This is a genomic window from Streptomyces sp. DSM 120436 (assembly GCF_055778765.1).
Window position 1 is genome coordinate 2847143 of record NZ_JBSKBS010000001.1, and the last position, 19204, is coordinate 2866346.

Here is a 19204-nt window from a genome sequence, read left to right on the forward strand (position 1 = left end):
ATGAGCGATCACATCATCAAGCTCACCGCGGCCGAGACCGCCGCGAAGATCGCCTCCGGCGAGCTGACCGCGGTCGAGGTCACCGAGGCCCACCTGGCCCGCATCGAGGCCGTCGACGAGAAGGTGCACGCCTTCCTGCACGTCGACCGTGAGGGCGCCCTCGCGCAGGCCCGCGCCGTCGACGAGAAGCGCGAGCGCGGCGAGAAGCTCGGCCCGCTGGCCGGCGTCCCCCTCGCGCTGAAGGACATCTTCACCACCGAGGGCGTCCCGACCACCGTCGGCTCCAAGATCCTCGAAGGCTGGATCCCGCCGTACGACGCGACGCTCACCAAGCGCCTGAAGGCCGCCGACGTCGTCATCCTCGGGAAGACCAACATGGACGAGTTCGCCATGGGGTCCTCCACCGAGAACAGCGCCTACGGCCCCACCGGCAACCCGTGGGACCTCACCCGCATCCCCGGCGGCTCCGGCGGCGGTTCCTCCGCCGCGCTCGCCGCGCACATGGCGCCGCTCGCCATCGGCACCGACACCGGCGGCTCCATCCGCCAGCCGGCCGCCGTCACCGGCACGGTCGGCGTCAAGCCGACGTACGGCGCGGTGTCCCGGTACGGCATGGTGGCGTTCTCCTCCTCCCTCGACCAGGGCGGCCCCTGCGCCCGCACGGTCCTGGACGCGGCCCTGCTGCACGAGGTGATCGCCGGGCACGACCCGATGGACTCCACCTCCATCGACGAGCCGGTCCCGCCGGTCGTGGAGGCCGCCCGCAACGGCAGCGTCCGGGGCATGCGCGTCGGCGTCGTCCAGCAGTTCCGCGGCGAGGGCTACCAGGCCGGCGTCGTCCAGCGGTTCGACGAGTCGGTCGAGCTGCTCAAGGAACTGGGCGCCGAGATCGTCGAGCTGGACTGCCCGTCCTTCGACCTGGCGCTGTCCGCGTACTACCTGATCGCGCCGTCCGAGTGCTCCTCCAACCTCGCCCGCTTCGACGGCCTGCGCTACGGCGCCCGCGTCGGCGACGACGGCACGCACTCCGCGGAGGAGGTCACCTCGCTGACCCGCGAGGCCGGCTTCGGCGACGAGGTCAAGCGCCGCGTCATGCTCGGCACGTACGCGCTCAGCTCCGGCTACTACGACGCGTACTACGGCAGCGCCCAGAAGGTCCGCACGCTCATCAAGCGGGACTTCGACCAGGCCTTCGAGCAGGTCGACGTGATCGTCTCCCCGACGACCCCGACCACCGCCTTCCCGATCGGCGAGCGCGCCGACGACCCGATGGCGATGTACCTCGCCGACCTGTGCACCATCCCGACCAACCTGGCGGGCAACGCCGCCATGTCGCTGCCCTGCGGTCTCGCGCCGGAGGACGGCCTGCCGGTCGGCCTGCAGATCATCGCCCCGGTCATGAAGGACGACCGCCTCTACAAGGTCGGTGCCGCCGTCGAGGCCGCCTTCGTGGAAAAGTGGGGCCACCCGCTGCTCGAGGAGGCTCCGTCGCTGTGAGTGCACTGACCAAGGCCAAGGGATTCAAGAAGTCCCGGTCCGGTACGTACCTGTCCATGGCCGCCACCGCGTTCGGCGCGTTCGGCGTCGCCAAGCGGCTGAAGAAGGCGCGCGCGGAGAAGGACACCCTGGTCCTGATCGACGCCACCGTGTCCGCCGCCGCGATCGTCACCAGTCTCGCCATCCTCTACCGCGAGCTGAAGCGGCTGGGCGACGACGACGTCCTGCTGGGCTGAGAGGGAAGTTTTCACCGTGACCACCACGACCGACCTGGTGTCGTACGAGGACGCACTCGCGTCGTACGACCCCGTCATGGGCCTCGAGGTCCATGTCGAACTCGGCACCAAGACCAAGATGTTCTGCGGCTGCTCGACCGCGCTCGGCGCCGACCCGAACACCCAGACCTGCCCGGTCTGCCTCGGCCTGCCCGGCGCGCTCCCGGTCGTCAACGCGACCGGCGTCGAGTCCGCGATCAAGATCGGCCTCGCGCTGAACTGCGAGATCGCCGAGTGGTGCCGCTTCGCCCGGAAGAACTACTTCTATCCGGACATGCCGAAGAACTTCCAGACCTCCCAGTACGACGAGCCGATCGCCTTCGACGGCTACCTCGACGTGCAGCTGGAGGACGGCGAGGTCTTCCGCGTGGAGATCGAGCGCGCCCACATGGAGGAGGACACCGGCAAGTCGACGCACGTCGGCGGCGCCACGGGCCGCATCCACGGCGCGTCCCACTCCCTGCTCGACTACAACCGCGCCGGCATCCCGCTCATCGAGATCGTCACCAAGCCCATCGTGGGCGCGGGCGAGCGGGCCCCCGAGGTCGCGCGGGCGTACGTCCGCGAGCTGCGCGAGGTCATCCGTGCGCTCGGCGTGTCCGAGGCCCGTATGGAGATGGGCCAGATGCGCTGCGACGTCAACCTGTCGCTGATGCCGAAGGGCGCCGGGAAGTTCGGCACGCGCTCCGAGACCAAGAACGTCAACTCGCTGCGGTCGGTGGAGCGCGCCGCCCGGTTCGAGATCCAGCGCCACGCGGCCGTGCTGAACGACGGCGGGACGATCGTCCAGGAGACCCGGCACTTCCACGAGGACACGGGGTCCACGACCTCCGGCCGGGTGAAGGAGGAGGCCGAGGACTACCGGTACTTCCCGGAGCCCGACCTGGTACCGGTCGCCCCGTCCCGCGAGTGGGTCGAGAAGCTGCGCGCGCAGCTCCCCGAACTGCCGCTGGTGCGCCGCAACAGGCTCCGCGAGGAGTGGGGGATCTCCGGCACCGACATGCAGGCGATCCTCAACGCCGGTGCGCTGGACCTGATCGTCGCCACGATCGAGGCCGGAGCCGACGCGGCCTCCGCCCGCAAGTGGTGGATGGGCGAGCTGGCCCGCGCGGCCAACGAGTCGCAGAAGGCGCTGGACGAGCTGGCGATCACCCCGGCGCAGGTGGCCCGCGTCACCGAGCTGGTGGCCGAGGGCGACCTGAACGACAAGCTGGCCCGCCAGGTCATCGAGGGCGTCCTCGCCGGTGAGGGCACGCCGGACGAGGTCGTCGAGAAGCGCGGCCTGAAGGTCGTCTCCGACGAGGGTGCGCTCACCGCCGCCGTCGACGAGGCCATCGCCGGCAACCCGGCCATCGCGGACAAGATCCGCGGCGGCAAGGTCGCCGCGGCCGGTGCGCTGGTCGGCGCGGTCATGAAGGCCACGCGCGGCCAGGCGGACGCGGCCCGGGTGAAGGAACTGATCCTGCAGAAGCTGGGCGTCGAGGGCTGAGCCCGTACGACGTGAGGGAGGGGGGACGCATCCGGCGGATGCGTCCCCCCTCCCGTGCGTCCTCTTCCCGCGCGGCGCGCTAGCGGCGGCGGCCCACCACGCGAGTGAAGCCCAGCGTGCGGCCCCGGTCGGCGCGCAGCATCCGCGCGTTCTCCCGGCTCATCCGCACGTGGAACGCGTCGGTGTGGTGCTCGGCGACCACGTCGCACCACAGCAGCCACTCCCGCCAGCCGTCCTCCAGCCAGTCGGCCGTCCCGACGTCCACGGCGCCGCTGCGGGTCCAGTGGCGGCGCCACCAGGCGGGGCTGTGGAAGCACCAGAACGCGGGCTCCCAGTAGGGCTTCAGGTGCTCCGGCGGCTCCGTGCCCCCGATCTCCTCGGGGACCGAGGGGACGACGATCCCGATCCGCCCGCCGGGCTTCAGCAGCCGGGTCAGCGTCGGCAGGTACAGGTCGTCGGTGCCGAAGTACTGGTACGCGTCGACGGAGACGATCGCGTCGAAGGTCCCCGCCCCGAAGGGCAGGTCATGCGCCTCCGCGAGGACGGGCTGGACGCGGTCGGCGACGCCCGCCTCGGCGATCCGGCGGGCGTTCTCGTCCGGTTTGATCCACAGGTCGGCGGCGGTGACCTGGACGTCGTACTCCCGCGCCAGGAAGACGGACGTCATGGCGCGGCCACAGCCCAGGTCGAGCACGCGGGCGCCGGGGCGCAGGGCGTCCGGGCCGAGGGCGGGGGCGAGCCACTCCAGCAGCCACAGCGCGTGCGGGCCCATCTGGTTGTCGATGGTCCAGCGGGCGTCGTAGGCGCTGCTGCGGGGGTACCGGGGAAGGTTGAGGCGGTCAGCGAGGTCGTCGTGCGAGGTGTGCGGTGTGAGGTCCGACATCGGTGAACGGGCTCCTTGAGGCCGTGAAGAGGGACGGAGTCGCGTCGGAGATCGGACGGACGAGCATCAAAGCACCTGCTTCGGCCGGCGGCGCACTGCCGCGGGAGTGTCGGACCCGGGGACGCTAACAGCGGGCCGGGCGCCCCCGCATCCGGGTTTCCGGAGGTGAGGCGCTACGCTCCGGCGCCATGAGTGGACGCCCTGATTCCGACGTACCCCCGGACACTCAGACCGCTCCGGAGACGACCGGGGCCGCACCCGAGGGCAACGTCGAGGAGCTCCTCGACGAGGTGCGGCGGGCCCGCTGGGTCGCTGCCGGCACCGGCGCCGTGCTCGCCCTCGCCGGGACGGCCGCCGCCCTCCTCCGGGCCGCCGGCACCGCCCCGGTCCTGGTCCCCGTGGCCTACGCCTGCGGGGCGGCCGTCTGCGTCCTGGCGGCGGTGCTGGGAGCGCGCGGACGCACCCGCAGGGCGCTGTGGACGGCCGTCGCGGGCGTCATGGTCATGGCGCTGGGCGACCAGTTCGACTGAGACGACCGGCCCGCACCCGCCGTGACCGGCCCGCGACCCGCCGTGACCCGCTCGCGTGCCCGCCGTGATCGGCCCACGCGCCCGTCCCGAACGGCCCGCGCGCCCGCTCCGAACGACCCGAAGAAGAAATGTGAGTTAGTGCACGAAAGCGACAAACGATCATTTTTGCCTGCAACAGTGGCAGGGCATTGCTCATGCGTTCTTTGCGGGCTGTTCGATCGTTCGTCGGCGGTACCCGGTCAAAGATCCACCCCGAGTCCTCACCGGGAGCACGTCTGTGGCAGCCCTAGCACGTTGGTGCGTCCAACGCCGTCTCTTCACCGTTCTGCTGTGGCTGCTCACGCTCGCCGGGATCGCGGCGAGCGCCTTCGTCGCCGGCTCCGCCTACTCGAACGACTACGACGTGCCCGGCACCGAGTCCGGGCGCGCCACCGAGCTGTTGAAGGAAGGCTTCCCCGGCATGGGGGGCGACAGCGACACCGTGGTCTGGCACACGTCGTCCGGCACCGTCCGGGACAGCGGCGTCGAACAGACCATGACCCGCACCCTGGACCGGCTCGAGGACCTGCCCGGCGTCGCCTCCGTCAGCGGCCCGTACGACGACGGGGGCGCCGGACGCGTCAGCGCCGACGGCCGCACCGCCTACGCCACCGTGACCTTCGAGCGCTCCGGCGCGGACATCACCGCCGGCGAGGCCGGGGCCGTGGCCGAGACGGCGAAGGCCGCGGAGACCGACGGGCTCGACGTCGAGCTGGGCGGCAGCGCCGTCGAGCTGAGCGAGATACCCGGCGGGCACACCGCCGAGATCGTCGGCGTGGCCGTCGCCGCCGTCGTGCTGTTCCTCGCCTTCGGCTCCCTCGCCGCCTCCCTGCTGCCCATCGCCACCGCGCTGGTGAGCGTCGGCACCGCCTACGCGGGCATCGTGCTGCTCGGCCATGTGATGACCGTCGCGGACTTCGCGCCGATGCTCGGCCTGCTGATCGGGCTCGGCGTGGGCATCGACTACGCGCTGTTCATCGTCACCCGGCACCGGCGCGGACTGAAGCGCGGACTGAGCGTCACCGAGGCCGCCACCAACGCCGTCGCCACCACCGGGCGGGCGGTCGTGTTCGCGGGTGCGACCGTCTGCATCGCCCTGCTGGGCATGCTGATCCTCCGCCTGAACTTCCTCAACGGCGTCGCCGTGGCCGCCTCGCTCACCGTGCTGCTCACCGTCGCCGCCTCCGTCACCCTGCTGCCCGCCCTGCTGTCCCTGATCGGCATGCGGGCGCTGAGCCGCCGGGAGCGGCGCCGGCTCGCCGAGCACGGGCCGGAGCCGGAGGTGCCCACCGGGTTCGCCGCCCGCTGGTCGGCGTTCGTGGAGCGCCACCCCAAGCTGCTCGGCGCGGTCGCCGTCGCCGTCATGGGCGTCCTGGCCCTGCCCACCTTCTCGCTCCACCTGGGCACCTCCGACCAGGGCAACGACCCGAAGACCTCCACCACCCGCCAGGCCTACGACCTTCTCGCCGACGGTTTCGGGCCGGGCGTGAACGGGCCGCTCACCCTGGTCACCGAGGTCGACGACGCCCAGGACCGGCTCGCCCTGGACAACCTGGGCGCCACCCTGCGCACCACCGAGGGCGTCGCCTCCGCGTCGCCGGTGACGTACAGCCAGGGCGGCGACACCGCCTTCCTCACCGTCGTGCCGGACTCGTCCCCGCAGTCGAAGCAGACCAGCGACCTGGTGGACCGGCTGCGCGAGGACGTGCTGCCCCGCGCCGAGTCGGGCACGTCGCTCGACGTGCAGGTCGGAGGCGTGACGGCCGGCTACGACGACTTCGCCTCCGTCATCGTCGACAAGCTCCCCCTGTTCATCGGCGTCGTGATCGGCCTCGGCTGTCTGCTGCTGCTCCTCGCCTTCCGCTCCATCGGCATCCCGCTCAAGGCCGCCGCGATGAACGTGGCCGCGGTCGCCGGAGCGTTCGGCGTGGTCGTCATGGTCTTCCAGTGGGGCTGGGGGAGCGAGCTGCTCGGCCTCGGCAGCGCCGGTCCCATCGAGCCCTTCCTGCCCGTGATCATGGTGTCGGTGCTCTTCGGGCTGTCCATGGACTATCAGGTCTTCCTGGTGAGCCGGATGTACGAGGAGTGGCTGGAGACCGGCGACAACCGGCGGGCCGTCCGCGTCGGCCTCGCCGAGACCGGCCGCGTGATCAACTCCGCCGCCGTGATCATGATCGCGGTCTTCCTCGCCTTCGTGCTCAGCGGCGACCGCGTGATCGCCATGTTCGGCATCGCCCTCGCGGCGGCCGTCGCCCTCGACGCCTTCGTGCTGCGCACGCTGCTCGTGCCCGCGCTGATGCACCTCCTCGGCGGCGCCAACTGGTGGCTGCCGAAGTGGCTGGACCGGATCCTGCCCCGGATCAGCATCGAGCCGCCCGACCGCCGTCCCGACCATGAGAGGCTGGCCGCCGTCACGGACGCCGAGGTGGCGGACGTGCTGGCGGAGGAGGAGCGGCAGCGGGATGTACGCGATACGACTGGGTGACGACGGCGCCGAGATGCGTCCCCTGGAGATCTGGCACGCCGAGGAGTTCCTCGCCCATCTCGACCGGGGGCGTGAGTTCATCAACCGGTACGTCCCCTTCGGCTCCCGCGCCACCGACCTGGACACGGCGCGTGAGGCGCTCCAGCGGTACGCCGACCTGCGCGCCGCCGACACGGCCTCGCTGCACGGGCTGTGGCTCGACGGCAAGCTCGTCGGCGGGGTCCTCACCCTGAACCTCGACGCGGCGGCCGGCACCTGCGAGGTCGGCTGCTGGCTGGAGCCCGCCGCCACCGGACGGGGACTCGTCACCCGCGCCATGCGCGTGCTGATCGACTGGGCCGTCGAGGAGCGCGGGATCCACCGCGTCGAATGGGTCGCCGCGTCCGGCAACACCGCCAGCATCGCCGTCGCCCGCCGGCTCGGCATGACCCGCGACGGCATCCGCCGCGAGGCCCACCTGCACCACGGCGTACGGCACGACCTGGAGGTCTGGTCCGTCCTGGCTCCCGAGTGGCGCGCCCGCGGCCAGCAGCCCGACGGGCGTTGAACGGAATCCCGGACGGCCCCCGTACGGTGCGGAACACGGTTGAGAAGCCTGCGGAACACGGTTGAGAAGCCGGAGGACGAAACCGGAACCGCGACCGCGACCGTCGTGGCGCCCGACGAGCGGAAGGCGGAGCAGGGGCGGGAAGCCGCCAAGAAGCGCGCCGAGCCGGCCGGGGCCCCGCCCGCGGTCGGACAGGGCGCGGGTGCCGTCGTCTCCGCGGCGCCCGGCGTGGTCCCCCTCACCGGCAGCCGGCCGGGCACGGTGGCCGCCGCGCGCGGAACCCCGGTGGATCACATCCGTCGCCCGCGGCGGCGCCACCCTCGGGGTGATCGGACCGCTGCCGGCGGTGCTTACGCACACGGGCGTACTGCTGGGACCGCCCTCGGCCTCCTGAGAGGGTCTTAGGCGCCGCCTCAGCGGCCTGCTGCTCACCGCGCACGACTTCTGAGGCATCACCGTCCGCGAAGATATGGAACTCTCCCGATGTGACCCACCCGCCTCGGAGACGAAGGTGGAGGCATCGCAGAAAGCGATACCGACACCGGATCCGAGGGGAACCCACCATGTTCGCGCACGAACCGCACCGGCTTCGCCACGACGACCTGGTCCGCCGGGCCGCGGAGGAACGCCGGGCCCGCGAGGCGCTGCGGGGCCGTCGCGCCGTCCGCCACACGTCCGGCGCACGCGGCGCCGCCGAGAGCCATACCAGGCGGCGGTCCTGGTTCGCCCGGACCGCATGAGCACCGCACCGGGCGGTGGCCGCACGGAAGCGGCCGCCGCCCCGTCGTCGGTCCGGACAGCCGGTGGGGACACACGGGACACGGAGGAGGCGGTGGCGTGCTGGCACGCCGGGAAAGGAAAACCGCTGCGCCGTCGTCGGACGCGCATGCGATGCTCGGGAGCGTGGAGACCAGGTCCGTCAGTCCCGTGTTCGTCGGCCGCACCGCCGAACTCGCCGTTCTGAACGACGCGTTCGCCCGGGCCGCCGCCGGGGAGCCGCAGGCGCTGCTGCTCGGCGGCGAGGCAGGGGTGGGCAAGACCCGTCTCGTGGAGGAGTTCGCCGCCGCCGTCCGGGACCGGGGCGGGAGCGTCGCCCTCGGCGGATGCGTGGAGATCGGCGCCGACGGTCTGCCCTTCGCCCCCTTCTCCACCGCCCTGCGCCAGCTCCGCCGGGAACTGCCCGGCCGGCTCGCGGCCGCCGCCTCCGGGCAGGAGGAGGAACTGGCCCGGTTGCTGCCCGAACTCGCCACCGCCGCCGCCCGCGAGGCCCGCCGCGACGAGCAGGGCATGGCCCGCCTCTTCGAGCTCACCGCCCGCCTGCTGGAACGGGTCGCCGCCGAGCACACCGTCGTCCTCGTCCTGGAGGACCTGCACTGGGCCGACGCCTCCACCCGCCATCTGCTCACCTACCTCTTCCGCACCCTGCGCACCGGCCGCCTCGTCGTCCTCGCCACCTACCGCTCCGACGACATCCACCGCCGCCATCCGCTGCGCCCCCTCCTCGCCGAACTCGACCGGCTGCGCACCGTCCGGCGCGTCGAACTGGGCCGCTTCAACCGCGAGGAGGTGCACCGGCAGATCGCCGGCATCCTCGACCGCGAACCCGAACCGGACCGCGTCGACGACATCTTCGAACGCTCCGACGGCAACGCCTTCTTCGTCGAGGAACTCGCCGTCGCCGCCGACGAGGGGTGCCGCACCGGCCTCACCGACTCCCTGCGCGACCTGCTCCTGGTCAGGGTCGAGAACCTGCCGGAGAGCGCCCAGCGGGTCGTCCGGAGCGTCGCCGAGGGCGGCTCCACCGTCGAGGACCGGCTGCTCGCCGCCGTCGCCGGACTCGGCGAGGACGACCTCATCGAGGCCCTGCGCGCGGCCGTCAACGCCGGCATCCTCACCCCCGACCCCGAACGCGACGGCTACCGCTTCCGGCACTCCCTGGTCCGCGAGGCCGTCAGCGACGACCTGCTGCCCGGCGAACGCTCCCGCCTCCACCGCCGCTTCGCCGAGGCCCTGGAGGCCGACCCCGCCCTCGTCCCCGCCGACGAGCGGACCACCCGGCTGGCCAGCTACTGGTACCACGCCCACGACGCCGCCAAGGCGCTGCCCGCCGTCCTCGACGCCTCCGCCGAGGCCCGCGGACGCCACGCCTACGCCGAACAACTGCGCCTGCTGGAGCGGGCGATGGAGCTGTGGGACGCCGTCCCCGACGCCGTGCGCGCCGGACTGCGCCCGCTCGACCACGCCGAGGCCTACCCGCCCCCGCCGCCCGGCTGCGAGGACCCCGGCGACGACCCCGGGACGCGCCCGCTGCGCTACCTCGACCTGCTGGCCGAGGCCGCCGTCGCCGGCCGCCTCTGCGGCGAACGCGAGCGCTCCCTGAAGCTCACCAAGCGGGCGCTGCGCCTCCTCGACGAGGACCCCGACCCGCTGCGCGCCGCCTGGTTCTGGGTGCAGCGCTCCCTGCTCGTCCAGGCCCTCGCCCGCGGCGACGGCCGGGACGAGCTGGGCACCGCGCGGGAACTGGTGCGCGGACTGCCGCCCTCCGAGGTGCACGCCGAGGTGCTCGCCTCCGCCGCGAGCTGGTCGATGCTGCACGAACCCGGCCCCGACGCCATGGCCGCCGCGGAACGCGCCGTCGAGTACGCCCGCATGGTCGGCGCCCACGACATCGAGCTCAACGCCCGGCTCACCCTCGGCGGCCTCATGGTCGACGCCGGCGACATCGAGGCCGGGCTCGCCGGGATGCTCGAGGTGAAGGACCGGGCGACCGAGCTGGGCGTCGACATGGTGCTGGCGCGCGCCTTCGTCAACCTGCCCTCCGTGCTCGAGGGCGTCGGCCGCTCCGAGGAGGCCGTGCGGCTCCTCGAGGAGGGCGTCCGGGTCACCCGGCGGCTCGGCCTGCTGGACTCCGAGGGATGGGTGTGGGGCAACCTCGCCGAGTCCCTGCTGTCCGTGGGGCGCTGGGAGGAGGCCGCCCTGGCCGCGGCCAACGCGCAGCGGACCGAGCAGAGCGCCAAGCCGCGGGCCGGCGGCTCGATACGCCTGGCCCACCTCGCCTTCCTGCGGGGAGACACCGCCGAGGCGGCCCGCTGCCTCGCCGAGGCCCGCGCCCACTTCGGCACCCACGACCCGATGCCCCAGTACGCCCTCCCGATGACGTGGGTCGCCCTCCACCTCGCCGCCGCCGAGGGCCGCACGGAGGAGGCCCGCGCCGAACTGTCCGCCGCCCTCGACGCCGGCTTCCCGCCCGGCACCCAGCGCTACGGCTGGCCCCTGCTGCTCGCCGCCGCCACCACCGAGGCCGACCGGTACGGAGACCCGGCGGCCGGACCGGGCCGCCCGGAGATCCTCGACCGGATCCGCCGGGCGGCGAAGACCCTGGCCACCGGTGTGCCCCTGTGGAAGGCGCACGACGAGTGGCTGCGCGCCGAACTGCTGCGCGCCGAGGGCCGGACCGAGCCGGACGCGTGGTCCGCGGTCGTGGCGGCGCTGGAACCGCTGGGACGGCCCCACGACCTCGCCTGCGCCCGCCTCCGGCTCGCCGAGGCGCTGCTGGCCGCCGGCGGGAGCGAGGACGAGCGGGCCCGCGCCACCGAACTGCTGCGCCTCGTCGACGCCGTCGCCTCCCACCTGGGCGCGGCGCCGCTGGCCCGGGACACCGCGCTGCTGGCCCGGCGCGGCCGTCTGGCGCTCACGCCCGCCCCGCGCGAGGAGACGCCCCCGGCGCCCGCCGACCCGGCCGAGGCACTGGGCCTGACCAGCAGGGAGCGGGACGTGCTGCGTCTGGTGGCAGCCGGGCACACCAACCGCCGGATCGCCGAGGCGCTGTTCATCTCGCCGAAGACGGCCAGCGTCCACGTGTCGAACATCCTCGCCAAGCTGGGCGTCTCCGGGCGCGGCGAGGCGGCGGCGGTGGCCCACCGGTTGGACCTGTTCCCCGACGGAACCGCGCATCCCGCCACCGCGCGACAATCGGTCCAGGACACAAGCGGCCCGGCACCCGCGGCCCTGGGAAAGGGGAACGATGTTCAACGCCTTCGAGGAACTGTTCTCCCCCGGGCGCAAGCACACCCATGACGAACAGAAACGCCTGGAACTCTCCCGGGAGGACGTCGGCGACGCCGACCCCGGACGCGGGCCGATAGACCTCGCGTCCGGGAAGGTCACCGTCCGCCGGGCGGCCCCGGCCGACGAGGGGACGGACGGCACCGGGGACGTCCCGGACGCCCCCGCGGGGGGCTGAGCACCGGCTAGCGGACCCGCAGCTCCAGGACGCGGTCGTCGTCCTTCTCCGGGTCGCCCCGGCCGTCCGTGTTGCTGGTCACCAGCCACAGCCGGTCGCCGCCCGCCGCGACCACGGTGCGCAGCCGGCCGTACTCGCCCTCCAGGAACGCCTGCGGGTCCGCGGAGGACTCCGTCCCCTTGAGCGGTATGCGCCACAGCCGCTCGCCGCGCAGGCCCGCCATCCACACGGAACCCTCGGCGTACGCGATGCCGCTGGGGGACGCCTCGTCGGTGCTCCACTGGGCGATCGGATTGTGGAAGCCGCCCCCGTCCGCGTGGCCCTCGGCCTCCGGCCAGCCGTAGTTGTCGCCCGGCGCGACGGCGTTCAGCTCGTCCCAGGTGTTCTGGCCGAACTCCGAGGCGAACAGCCGCTGTTCACGGTCCCAGGCCAGGCCCTGCACATTGCGGTGGCCGTAGGAGTACACGGGGGAGTCGGGGAACGGGTTGCCCGGGGCCGGGTCGCCGTCCGGGGTCATCCGCAGGATCTTGCCGCCGAGGGACTCCTTGTCCTGGGAGAGCCCCGTGTCGCCGCTCTCGCCCGTGCCCGCGTAGAGCATGCGGTCCGGGCCGAAGGCGATCCGCCCGCCGTTGTGGATCACGCCCTTGGGGATGCCCCGGAACACCGTGTCGGGCGCCCCGAGCTGCTCGCCGGCCGGCTTCCGCTCGTTGTAGAGCATCCGCACGATGCGGTTGTCGGAGGCCGAGGTGAAGTAGGCGTAGATCATGTGGTCCGAGGCGAAGTCGGGAGAGAGGGCGATGCCCAGCAGGCCGCCCTCGCCCTCGGCCGTGACCCCGGGCACCTCGCCCAGCTCGGTCTTCTTCCCCGTCGTCCCGTCGATCCGGGTGATCGTGGCCTCGTCGCGGGAGGACACCAGGAGGTCGCCGTCCCCGACCGGGGCCAGGCCCCAGGGACTCTCCAGCCCCGTCGCCACCGTCCGGACCACGGTCACCGAGCCCTTCGCGGGCGGGGTCTCCTCGGCCTTCCCGGAGGGTGAGGACGGAGCCGCGGCGCCGGCCGAGGAGGAGGCGGCGGCGTCCTTCTCCGGCGGCGCCCCGTCGTCGGAGGAGCAGCCTGCGGTCAGCAGGAGCGCGGCGGCGGCCAGCACGGCCGGCACGGCTCGTCGTTGCACGATCTCGTCCCTTCGACGCGGCGGGTTCTGTCTGTCATACACCGCTCGCGCCTCCCAGGTTCCCGCTTCGCCGGGCGCGAACCTCGCCGAGGACCGCCCGCCGCCAGGACCGCCCGCCGGGGACCGGACCGCCCGCCGGGGACCGGACCGCTCGCCGGGGACCGGATCCGCCCGCCGCCGGGCGCGAACCTCGCCGAGGACCGCCCGCCGCCAGGACCGCCCGCCGGGGACCGGACCGCCCGCCGGGGACCGGACCGCTCGCCGGGGACCGGATCCGCCCGCCGCCGGACGGGAACCTCGCCGAGGACCGCCCGCCGCCGCCAGGACCGCCCGCCGGGGACCGGACCGCTCGCCGGGGACCGGACCGCCCGCCGCCGGACGGGAACCTCGCCGAGGACCGCCCGCCGCCGTCAGGGCCGGCCGTCCCGAGCCCCGGGCGGGAACCTCAGTCCCACGACCCCTGCGCCGGCGGCAGGCTCGCGATCTCCGCGAGATCCTCGTCCGTCAGCCGCAGATCCGCCGCCGCCGCGTTCTCCGTCACCCACCGCTCCTGCTTGGCGCCCGGCACCGGGATCACCTGGCGGCCCCGGCTCAGCACCCAGGCCAGGGCGACCTGCGCCGGGGTGACGTGCTCCCCGTGCCGGCGCGCGACCCGGCGCAGTCCCACCACGATCGGCTGGTTCGCGGCCATCATCTCGGCCGTGAACCGCGGGTGCCGGGCGCGCGGGTCGTCCGCCTCGAACCCCTGGCCGGGCGTCAGCGTGCCGGTCAGGAAACCGTTGCCCAGCGGCATCGCCGCCAGGAAGCCCACGCCCCGCGCCTCGCACCACGGCAGCAGCGTCTCCAGCGCCTCCGGCGACCACACCGAAAGCTCCGCCTGCACCGCGCTCACCGGGAACACCTGCTGCACCCGCTCCAGCTGCCGGATCGTCGCGTCGTGCAGCCGCGCCCCCGGCCGCCGCGACGAGCGCGCCCCGACCGCGCACAGGCCCAACGCCCGCACCTTGCCCGCCCTTACCAGATCCGCCATCGCGCCCCAGGTCTCCTCGACCGGGACCTCCGGGTCGGCGCGGTGCAGCTGGTAGAGGTCGATCACATCGGTCTGCAACCGCCGCAGCGACGCGTCACAGGCCCGCCTGACGTACCCGGGGCGGCCGTTGGCCACGATGTGCTGGTCGCCCACCAGCAGTCCGACCTTCGTCGACACGAAGGCGTCGGCACGCCGCTCCTTCAGCACCCGCCCGAGCAGCAGCTCGTTGGTGAACGGGCCGTACATGTCGGCGGTGTCGAGAAGGGTCGAGCCCGTGTCCAGCGCCCGGTGCACCGCCCTCAGCGACTCCTCGCCGCGCTGCCTGGACGTGCTGTAGGCCCAGCTCATCGGCATGCACCCGAGGCCCACCGCGCCCACCGAGAGCGCCGTCGCGCCGATCGTCCTGCGCTCCACCTGCTCGTGACCCTCCCTCTCCGGCCCCCAACCTAACCTCTGCCGCCCCGGCGGCCTGAACTAGCCTCCGGGGCATGACTCCTGACGTGTGGCTTCCCATCCCCCCGGACGAGATCGACGGGCTCCCCGAGGGGCCGCGCTACCACTTCTGGGACGGCGGCGAGACGTACCCGGCCGACCCGGAGGACTGCGACTTCTACGTCGTGCCGTACATGAAGGCCGCCGAGGTGTGCCTGCGTCCGCTGCCCCGGATGCGGTCCGTGCGCGTGGTGCAGACCCTGTCGGCCGGCGTCGACCACGTGCGGCCCGGCCTGGGGGACCTGCCTCCGGGCGTGCTGCTGTGCAACGCGCGCGGGGTGCACGAGGCCAGCACCGCGGAGCTCACGCTCGCCCTGGTCCTCGCCTCCCTGCGGGGCATCCCCGGCTTCGTGCGCGCCCAGGACCGGGGGGAGTGGCGGGGCGGCTTCCGGCCGGCGCTCGCCGACCGGACGGTGCTCATCGTCGGGTACGGCTCGATCGGCGCGGCCATCGAGGACCGGCTCGCCCCGTTCGAGCTCGCGCGGGTGGCGCGCGTCGCGCGCTCCGCGCGCACAACGGAGCGCGGGCCGGTGCATCCGCTCACCGAACTGCCCGCCCTGCTCCCGGAGGCGGACGTCGTCGTCCTGTCCACCCCGCTGACCGAGAGCACCCGGCATCTCGTGGACGCCGGGTTCCTGGCCCGCATGAAGGACGGCGCCCTGCTGGTGAACGTCGCCCGCGGGGCGGTCGTCGACACCAAGGCCCTGCTCACCGAGGTGGAGAGCGGGCGCATCACCGCGGCCCTCGACGTCACCGACCCCGAACCCCTCCCCGCGGGCCACCCGTTGTGGCGGGCGCCGGGCGTCCTGATCACCCCGCACGTCGGCGGACCCACGTCCGCCTTCCTGCCGCGCGCGAAGCGGCTGCTGCGCGACCAGGTGCGCCGGTACATGAACCGGGAGGAGCTCGGGAACGTGATTCTGGTGACGGGAAGGGAAGACGTGTAGTCCGCTTCGAGCACCGTCCGCGACTCCCCGGGAGCGGTGGGTGCTCGGCGGTTCGTTGATCGTCACGGAGCGTAGAGGAGCTATGTCCCTGAGTGACGATACTGGTGTATCGTCCCGACAGGGGCTGCGCCGTCGACCAACGGCGCGGGGGAGCGACACGCGGACTGTGAGGGGGGCGACGGGCGATGCACGGTCGAGGGACCAGCGATCCGACGCGGCGGATGCGTCGGCGGCGACACCGGCGCGCGGACACGCACAGGCACGGTCAGCACATCCGGCGCGGCGGCCGGACCGACGGCGCCGGCCCTCACCACCCTCCCCGGCAGCCCGGCCGGCGGACCCGGCCGCAGGTGCTCCTGGGATCCTGGGGTGCGGCGGCGAAGCGGACCGGGAGGAGCCGGTGAGCGCGCCGCCGACCCCCACCGTCGACGGAGCGCCGCGTCCCGAGTCCGCCCCGCGGACCCCGCTGTCCGGGGCGCCGGCCACCGGCCGCCGCCCCGGCCCCGCCCTCCGGCTGGCGCTCGCCCTGGTCTGCGGCGCCTACGCCGTCGGCGCCGCGTTCGGCTGGGGGTCGGAGCGACTCGCGCTGATCATGGGGGACTTCGGGCTGAGCGCCGCCGCCGCGGCCGCCGCCGTGTCCTGCGTGGTCTACGCCCGCAGCCGCCGCACCCGGTACCGGCCCGCCTGGCTGCTGTTCGGGCTCTCCTCGGCCATGGCGTCCCTGGGCAACCTGGTCTGGGGCTGGTACGAGGTCGTACTGGACCGCGAGGTGCCGAACCCCAGTTACGCCGACCTGTTCTTCCTCTGCTTCGCGCCGCCCGCCATCGTCGGGCTGCTGGTGCTCGCCAAACGGCCCGTGACCAAGGCCGGATGGGTGTGCCTCGGCCTCGACGCCTGGCTGATCGGCGGCTCGCTGCTGACCCTGGCGTGGAGCCTCGCCCTCGCCCAGGCCGCCCAGGCCGACGGACCGGGCGTCGCGCACACGGCGCTGTCCCTGGCGTACCCGCTGCTCGACATCGTCCTGGTCAGCATGGTGCTGGCGCTCCACTTCCGGCGCTCGTCGGTCAACCGCTCGGCGGTGAACACGGCGATCGGGGCGCTCGCGCTCACCGTGATGTGCGACGCCCTGTTCACCTCCCCGCTGCTGAACGCCGGCTACCGCTCCGGGCAGCTGCTCGACGCGGGCTGGTTCGCCGGGTCGCTGCTGCTGGCCTACGCCCCCTGGACCGCACCCCGCCGCGGCGGGCCCGAGCGGGAGACGTCCACACGCGTGGTCCGCGAGCACCTCCCGGGGCGGCGTCGCGCCCCGGACGACCAGCACGGACCGCCGTCCGCCGGAGGGCAGGGCCGGTACCAGCTCTCCCGGCCCGTCGCCGGATCGCTCGCCGCGCTCACCCCGTACCTCGCCGCGGCCGTGTGCACCCTGGGGATCCTCTACAACGTCCTCAACGGCCGCAGCGTCGACCGGGTCGTGCTGATCACCGGGGGCACCGTGGCGCTCGCGCTCGTCGTGCGCCAGGGCATCATGCTCCTCGACAACATCACCCTCACCCAGGAACTCGCCCAGGCGGAGAACCACTTCCGCTCCCTGGTGCAGGGGTCGAGCGACGTCATCATGATCGCCGCGCCCAGCGGGGTCCTGCGGTACGTCTCCCCGGCCGCCGCCGGGGTGTACGGCCGCCCGGCGGAGGACCTGGTCGGCACCGAACTGGCCTCCCTGATCCACCCGGAGGACCTGGGCCGCGTGGTGCACGAGGTCCGCAGGTTCCTCGCCGCCGACCCGGTGGAGGAGCCCACCCTGCGCATCGAGTGCCGGTTCCGCGCCGGCGGCGGGGGCGCCTCCCGCCCGAGCGAGGCCGGGAGCGAGGGAACCTGGCTCAACGTGGAGTCGACCGTCAACCGGCACCACGGCGGCCTCATCTTCAACAGCCGGGACGTCACCGAGCGGGTCCGCCTCCAGGCCCAGCTCCAGCACAACGCGGAGCACGACCCGCTGACCGACCTGCCCAACCGCGCCCTGTTCACCCGGCGCGTGCAGCAGGCCCTCTCCGGCCGCCGCGCCTCGGACCGGGGCGCGGCCCTGCGCGGCACGGCGGTGCTCTTCATCGACCTCGACGGCTTCAAGGGCGTCAACGACACCATCGGGCACCAGGCCGGGGACGACCTGCTGGTGCAGGCCGCCCGCAGACTCCAGGACGCCGTCCGCAAGGGCGACACCGCGTCCCGGCTCGGCGGTGACGAGTTCGCGGCCCTCATCGTCGGCGACGGCGTCCGCGACCGGGACGCGCGCGAGCGGCACATCCTCGAACTGGCCGACCGCCTCAGGGTCACGCTCTCCCAGCCCTACCTCATCGACGGCAACGAGGTCCGCGTCGCCGCCTCCATCGGGGTCGCCTTCGCCGAACCGGGGATCGACGCGGGCGAGCTGCTGCGCAACGCCGACCTCGCGATGTACCGGGCGAAGGCGGCCGGCAAGGGCCGGGTCGAGCTGTACCAGCCGCACATGCAGCAGGACGTCGCCCGCAGGGCGGAGCTGGCCACGCGGCTGCGGGCGGCGCTGCACCACGGCGAGTTCGCCCTGCTGCACCAGCCCGTGGTGTGCCTGGCGGACGGCCGGATCACGTCGGTGTGCGCCCAGGCGCGCTGGCGCTCCTCCCAGGGCGTGCTGTTCACGCCCGCGGAGTTCCTGCGCGTCGCCGAGGACAGCGAGAAGACCGCCGAGCTGGGCCGCTGGGTGCTGGAGGAGGCCGTCGAGCAGGCCGCCGAGCGGCACGCCACGGGCCTGCCCGTGCCGGTGGCCGTGCGGCTGAGCGCGCGTCGGCTGCTGGACCGCTCGCTGCCCCTCGGCTCGGTCGAGGCGCTGCTCACGCGGCACGGGCTGCCGTCCGGCTCGCTGATCGTGGAGCTGGCCGACACCGACCCCCGGGTCCCCCTGGACGAGCTGGAGCGCCGGCTCGCCGTGCTCAAGCGGCTCGGCGTACGGATCGCCCTCGACGGCTTCGGCAGCGGACGCGCGGCGATCACGGCCCTCAGGCGGCTGCCGGTCGACATGCTGAAGCTCGACCGCGGCCTGGTCGACGAGGTGGCGGAGTCCGCGCGGCTGTACAAGATCACCCACGGGCTGCTGCGGATCGCCTCCGACCTCGGTCTGCAGACCGTGGCCGACGGCGTGGACCTGCCCGAGCAGGCCGAGGCGCTGCGTGCGATGGGCTGCACCCACGGGCAGGGTCTCGCCTTCTCCGGGCCGCTCGACGAGTACCGGCTGCGCCGGGCGCTGGGCGCCGGGCACTACCCGGTGCCGCACGGTCCGGCCGAGCCGGTGCTGGCGGGCGGGGGCGGTGCGCCAGTGTACTCCACAGGGGTGACGGCGGTGCTCAAGAGCGCTACGGCCCTCCGCTCACATCATGAGACGCCCGTCCCACCCACTTGACAGTGAGTGTGCGCCGGGGGGAGGGTCAGTGCCATGCGCACCCGAATTCTCGTACTTGGACAGCGCGTCGGCTGACGCTGAGCGACGATCGCTCAGCGACCCACCACCCGGCGCGCTCCCCTCGCTTGCCTGACGGCACGAGGGGT

At 73.8% G+C, this 19204-nt stretch carries 14 protein-coding genes; 11 read left to right on the forward strand and 3 right to left on the reverse strand.

The genetic code is table 11. The annotated features are described in order from the left end of the window. From gatA to gatB, 3 genes are read left to right on the forward strand one after another with little or no spacing between them, the layout of a single operon-like run. A complete protein-coding gene (gene gatA, locus ACWH4W_RS13020) occupies positions 1-1497 on the forward strand; it encodes an Asp-tRNA(Asn)/Glu-tRNA(Gln) amidotransferase subunit GatA (RefSeq protein ID WP_473075901.1) in 1497 nt (498 codons plus the stop codon). Beyond that, on the forward strand, positions 1494-1733 hold the full coding sequence (locus tag ACWH4W_RS13025) for a hypothetical protein (protein ID WP_473075902.1): 240 nt from the start codon (positions 1494-1496) through the stop codon (positions 1731-1733). Before gatA ends, ACWH4W_RS13025 begins: the two co-directional genes overlap by 4 nt. Positions 1734-1749: 16 nt before the next feature. Beyond that, positions 1750-3261, forward strand: a complete 1512-nt coding sequence (gene gatB, locus ACWH4W_RS13030) for an Asp-tRNA(Asn)/Glu-tRNA(Gln) amidotransferase subunit GatB (protein WP_473075903.1) — start codon at positions 1750-1752, stop codon at positions 3259-3261. 79 nt (positions 3262-3340) lie between these two features. Here gatB and ACWH4W_RS13035 read toward each other — a convergent pair whose 3' ends face one another. Then, complete coding sequence (locus tag ACWH4W_RS13035) at positions 3341-4144, reverse strand: SAM-dependent methyltransferase (protein ID WP_473075904.1); 804 nt, start codon at positions 4142-4144, stop codon at positions 3341-3343. Positions 4145-4332: 188 nt separating this feature from the next. Here ACWH4W_RS13035 and ACWH4W_RS13040 point away from each other — a divergent pair, with 188 nt between their 5' ends. The 6 genes from ACWH4W_RS13040 (at position 4333) to ACWH4W_RS13065 (ending at position 11988) form a co-directional block, all read left to right on the forward strand. Continuing rightward, entirely contained in the window at positions 4333-4674 is a 342-nt protein-coding gene (locus tag ACWH4W_RS13040) for a hypothetical protein (protein ID WP_473075905.1), read from the forward strand. 277 nt (positions 4675-4951) lie between these two features. Further along, a complete protein-coding gene (locus ACWH4W_RS13045) occupies positions 4952-7198 on the forward strand; it encodes an MMPL family transporter (protein ID WP_473075906.1) in 2247 nt (748 codons plus the stop codon). After that, a complete protein-coding gene (locus tag ACWH4W_RS13050) occupies positions 7176-7745 on the forward strand; it encodes a GNAT family N-acetyltransferase (RefSeq protein WP_473075907.1) in 570 nt (189 codons plus the stop codon). The genes ACWH4W_RS13045 and ACWH4W_RS13050 overlap by 23 nt, the downstream gene beginning before the upstream one ends. Positions 7746-8308: 563 nt before the next feature. After that, the gene (locus ACWH4W_RS13055; protein ID WP_473075908.1) at positions 8309-8485 is read left to right on the forward strand and encodes a hypothetical protein; all 177 of its coding nucleotides are present in this window, start codon (positions 8309-8311) and stop codon (positions 8483-8485) included. 151 nt (positions 8486-8636) lie between these two features. Further along, the gene (locus ACWH4W_RS13060; RefSeq protein WP_473075909.1) at positions 8637-11822 is read left to right on the forward strand and encodes a helix-turn-helix transcriptional regulator; all 3186 of its coding nucleotides are present in this window, start codon (positions 8637-8639) and stop codon (positions 11820-11822) included. After that, positions 11770-11988 (forward strand): DUF6191 domain-containing protein, encoded by a 219-nt coding sequence (locus ACWH4W_RS13065; RefSeq protein ID WP_473075910.1) that lies wholly within the window; start codon positions 11770-11772, stop codon positions 11986-11988. Before ACWH4W_RS13060 ends, ACWH4W_RS13065 begins: the two co-directional genes overlap by 53 nt. Before the next feature lie 7 nt (positions 11989-11995). On the opposite strand, the gene ACWH4W_RS13070 is transcribed toward ACWH4W_RS13065, so the two are convergent. Together ACWH4W_RS13070 and ACWH4W_RS13075 are read right to left on the reverse strand one after the other, a co-directional pair. Continuing rightward, positions 11996-13144, reverse strand: coding sequence for a PQQ-dependent sugar dehydrogenase (locus tag ACWH4W_RS13070; RefSeq protein WP_473077487.1), 1149 nt, complete (start codon positions 13142-13144; stop codon positions 11996-11998). Between the two features lie 460 nt (positions 13145-13604). Further along, a complete protein-coding gene (locus tag ACWH4W_RS13075; protein ID WP_473075911.1) occupies positions 13605-14603 on the reverse strand; it encodes an aldo/keto reductase in 999 nt (332 codons plus the stop codon). 74 nt (positions 14604-14677) lie between these two features. Here ACWH4W_RS13075 and ACWH4W_RS13080 point away from each other — a divergent pair, with 74 nt between their 5' ends. Both ACWH4W_RS13080 and ACWH4W_RS13085 read left to right on the forward strand, forming a co-directional pair. Then, positions 14678-15628 carry a 2-hydroxyacid dehydrogenase gene (locus ACWH4W_RS13080; RefSeq protein ID WP_473075912.1) on the forward strand — a complete coding sequence of 317 codons (951 nt, stop codon included), beginning with the start codon at positions 14678-14680 and terminating at the stop codon, positions 15626-15628. 400 nt (positions 15629-16028) lie between these two features. Further along, on the forward strand, positions 16029-19058 hold the full coding sequence (locus ACWH4W_RS13085) for a putative bifunctional diguanylate cyclase/phosphodiesterase (RefSeq protein ID WP_473075913.1): 3030 nt from the start codon (positions 16029-16031) through the stop codon (positions 19056-19058). Positions 19059-19204 lie beyond the last annotated feature (146 nt).

Bases quoted from the DNA above. Each gene is read 5' to 3' on its own strand.
- gatA (WP_473075901.1), top strand. From the start codon at position 1: ATGAGCGATCACATCATCAAGCTCACCGCGGCCGAGACCGCCGCGAAG.
- ACWH4W_RS13065 (WP_473075910.1), top strand. From the start codon at position 11,770: ATGTTCAACGCCTTCGAGGAACTGTTCTCCCCCGGGCGCAAGCACACC.
- ACWH4W_RS13035 (WP_473075904.1), bottom strand. From the start codon at position 4,144: ATGTCGGACCTCACACCGCACACCTCGCACGACGACCTCGCTGACCGC.
- ACWH4W_RS13080 (WP_473075912.1), top strand. From the start codon at position 14,678: ATGACTCCTGACGTGTGGCTTCCCATCCCCCCGGACGAGATCGACGGG.
- ACWH4W_RS13060 (WP_473075909.1), top strand. From the start codon at position 8,637: ATGCTCGGGAGCGTGGAGACCAGGTCCGTCAGTCCCGTGTTCGTCGGC.
- ACWH4W_RS13040 (WP_473075905.1), top strand. From the start codon at position 4,333: ATGAGTGGACGCCCTGATTCCGACGTACCCCCGGACACTCAGACCGCT.
- ACWH4W_RS13055 (WP_473075908.1), top strand. From the start codon at position 8,309: ATGTTCGCGCACGAACCGCACCGGCTTCGCCACGACGACCTGGTCCGC.
- ACWH4W_RS13050 (WP_473075907.1), top strand. From the start codon at position 7,176: ATGTACGCGATACGACTGGGTGACGACGGCGCCGAGATGCGTCCCCTG.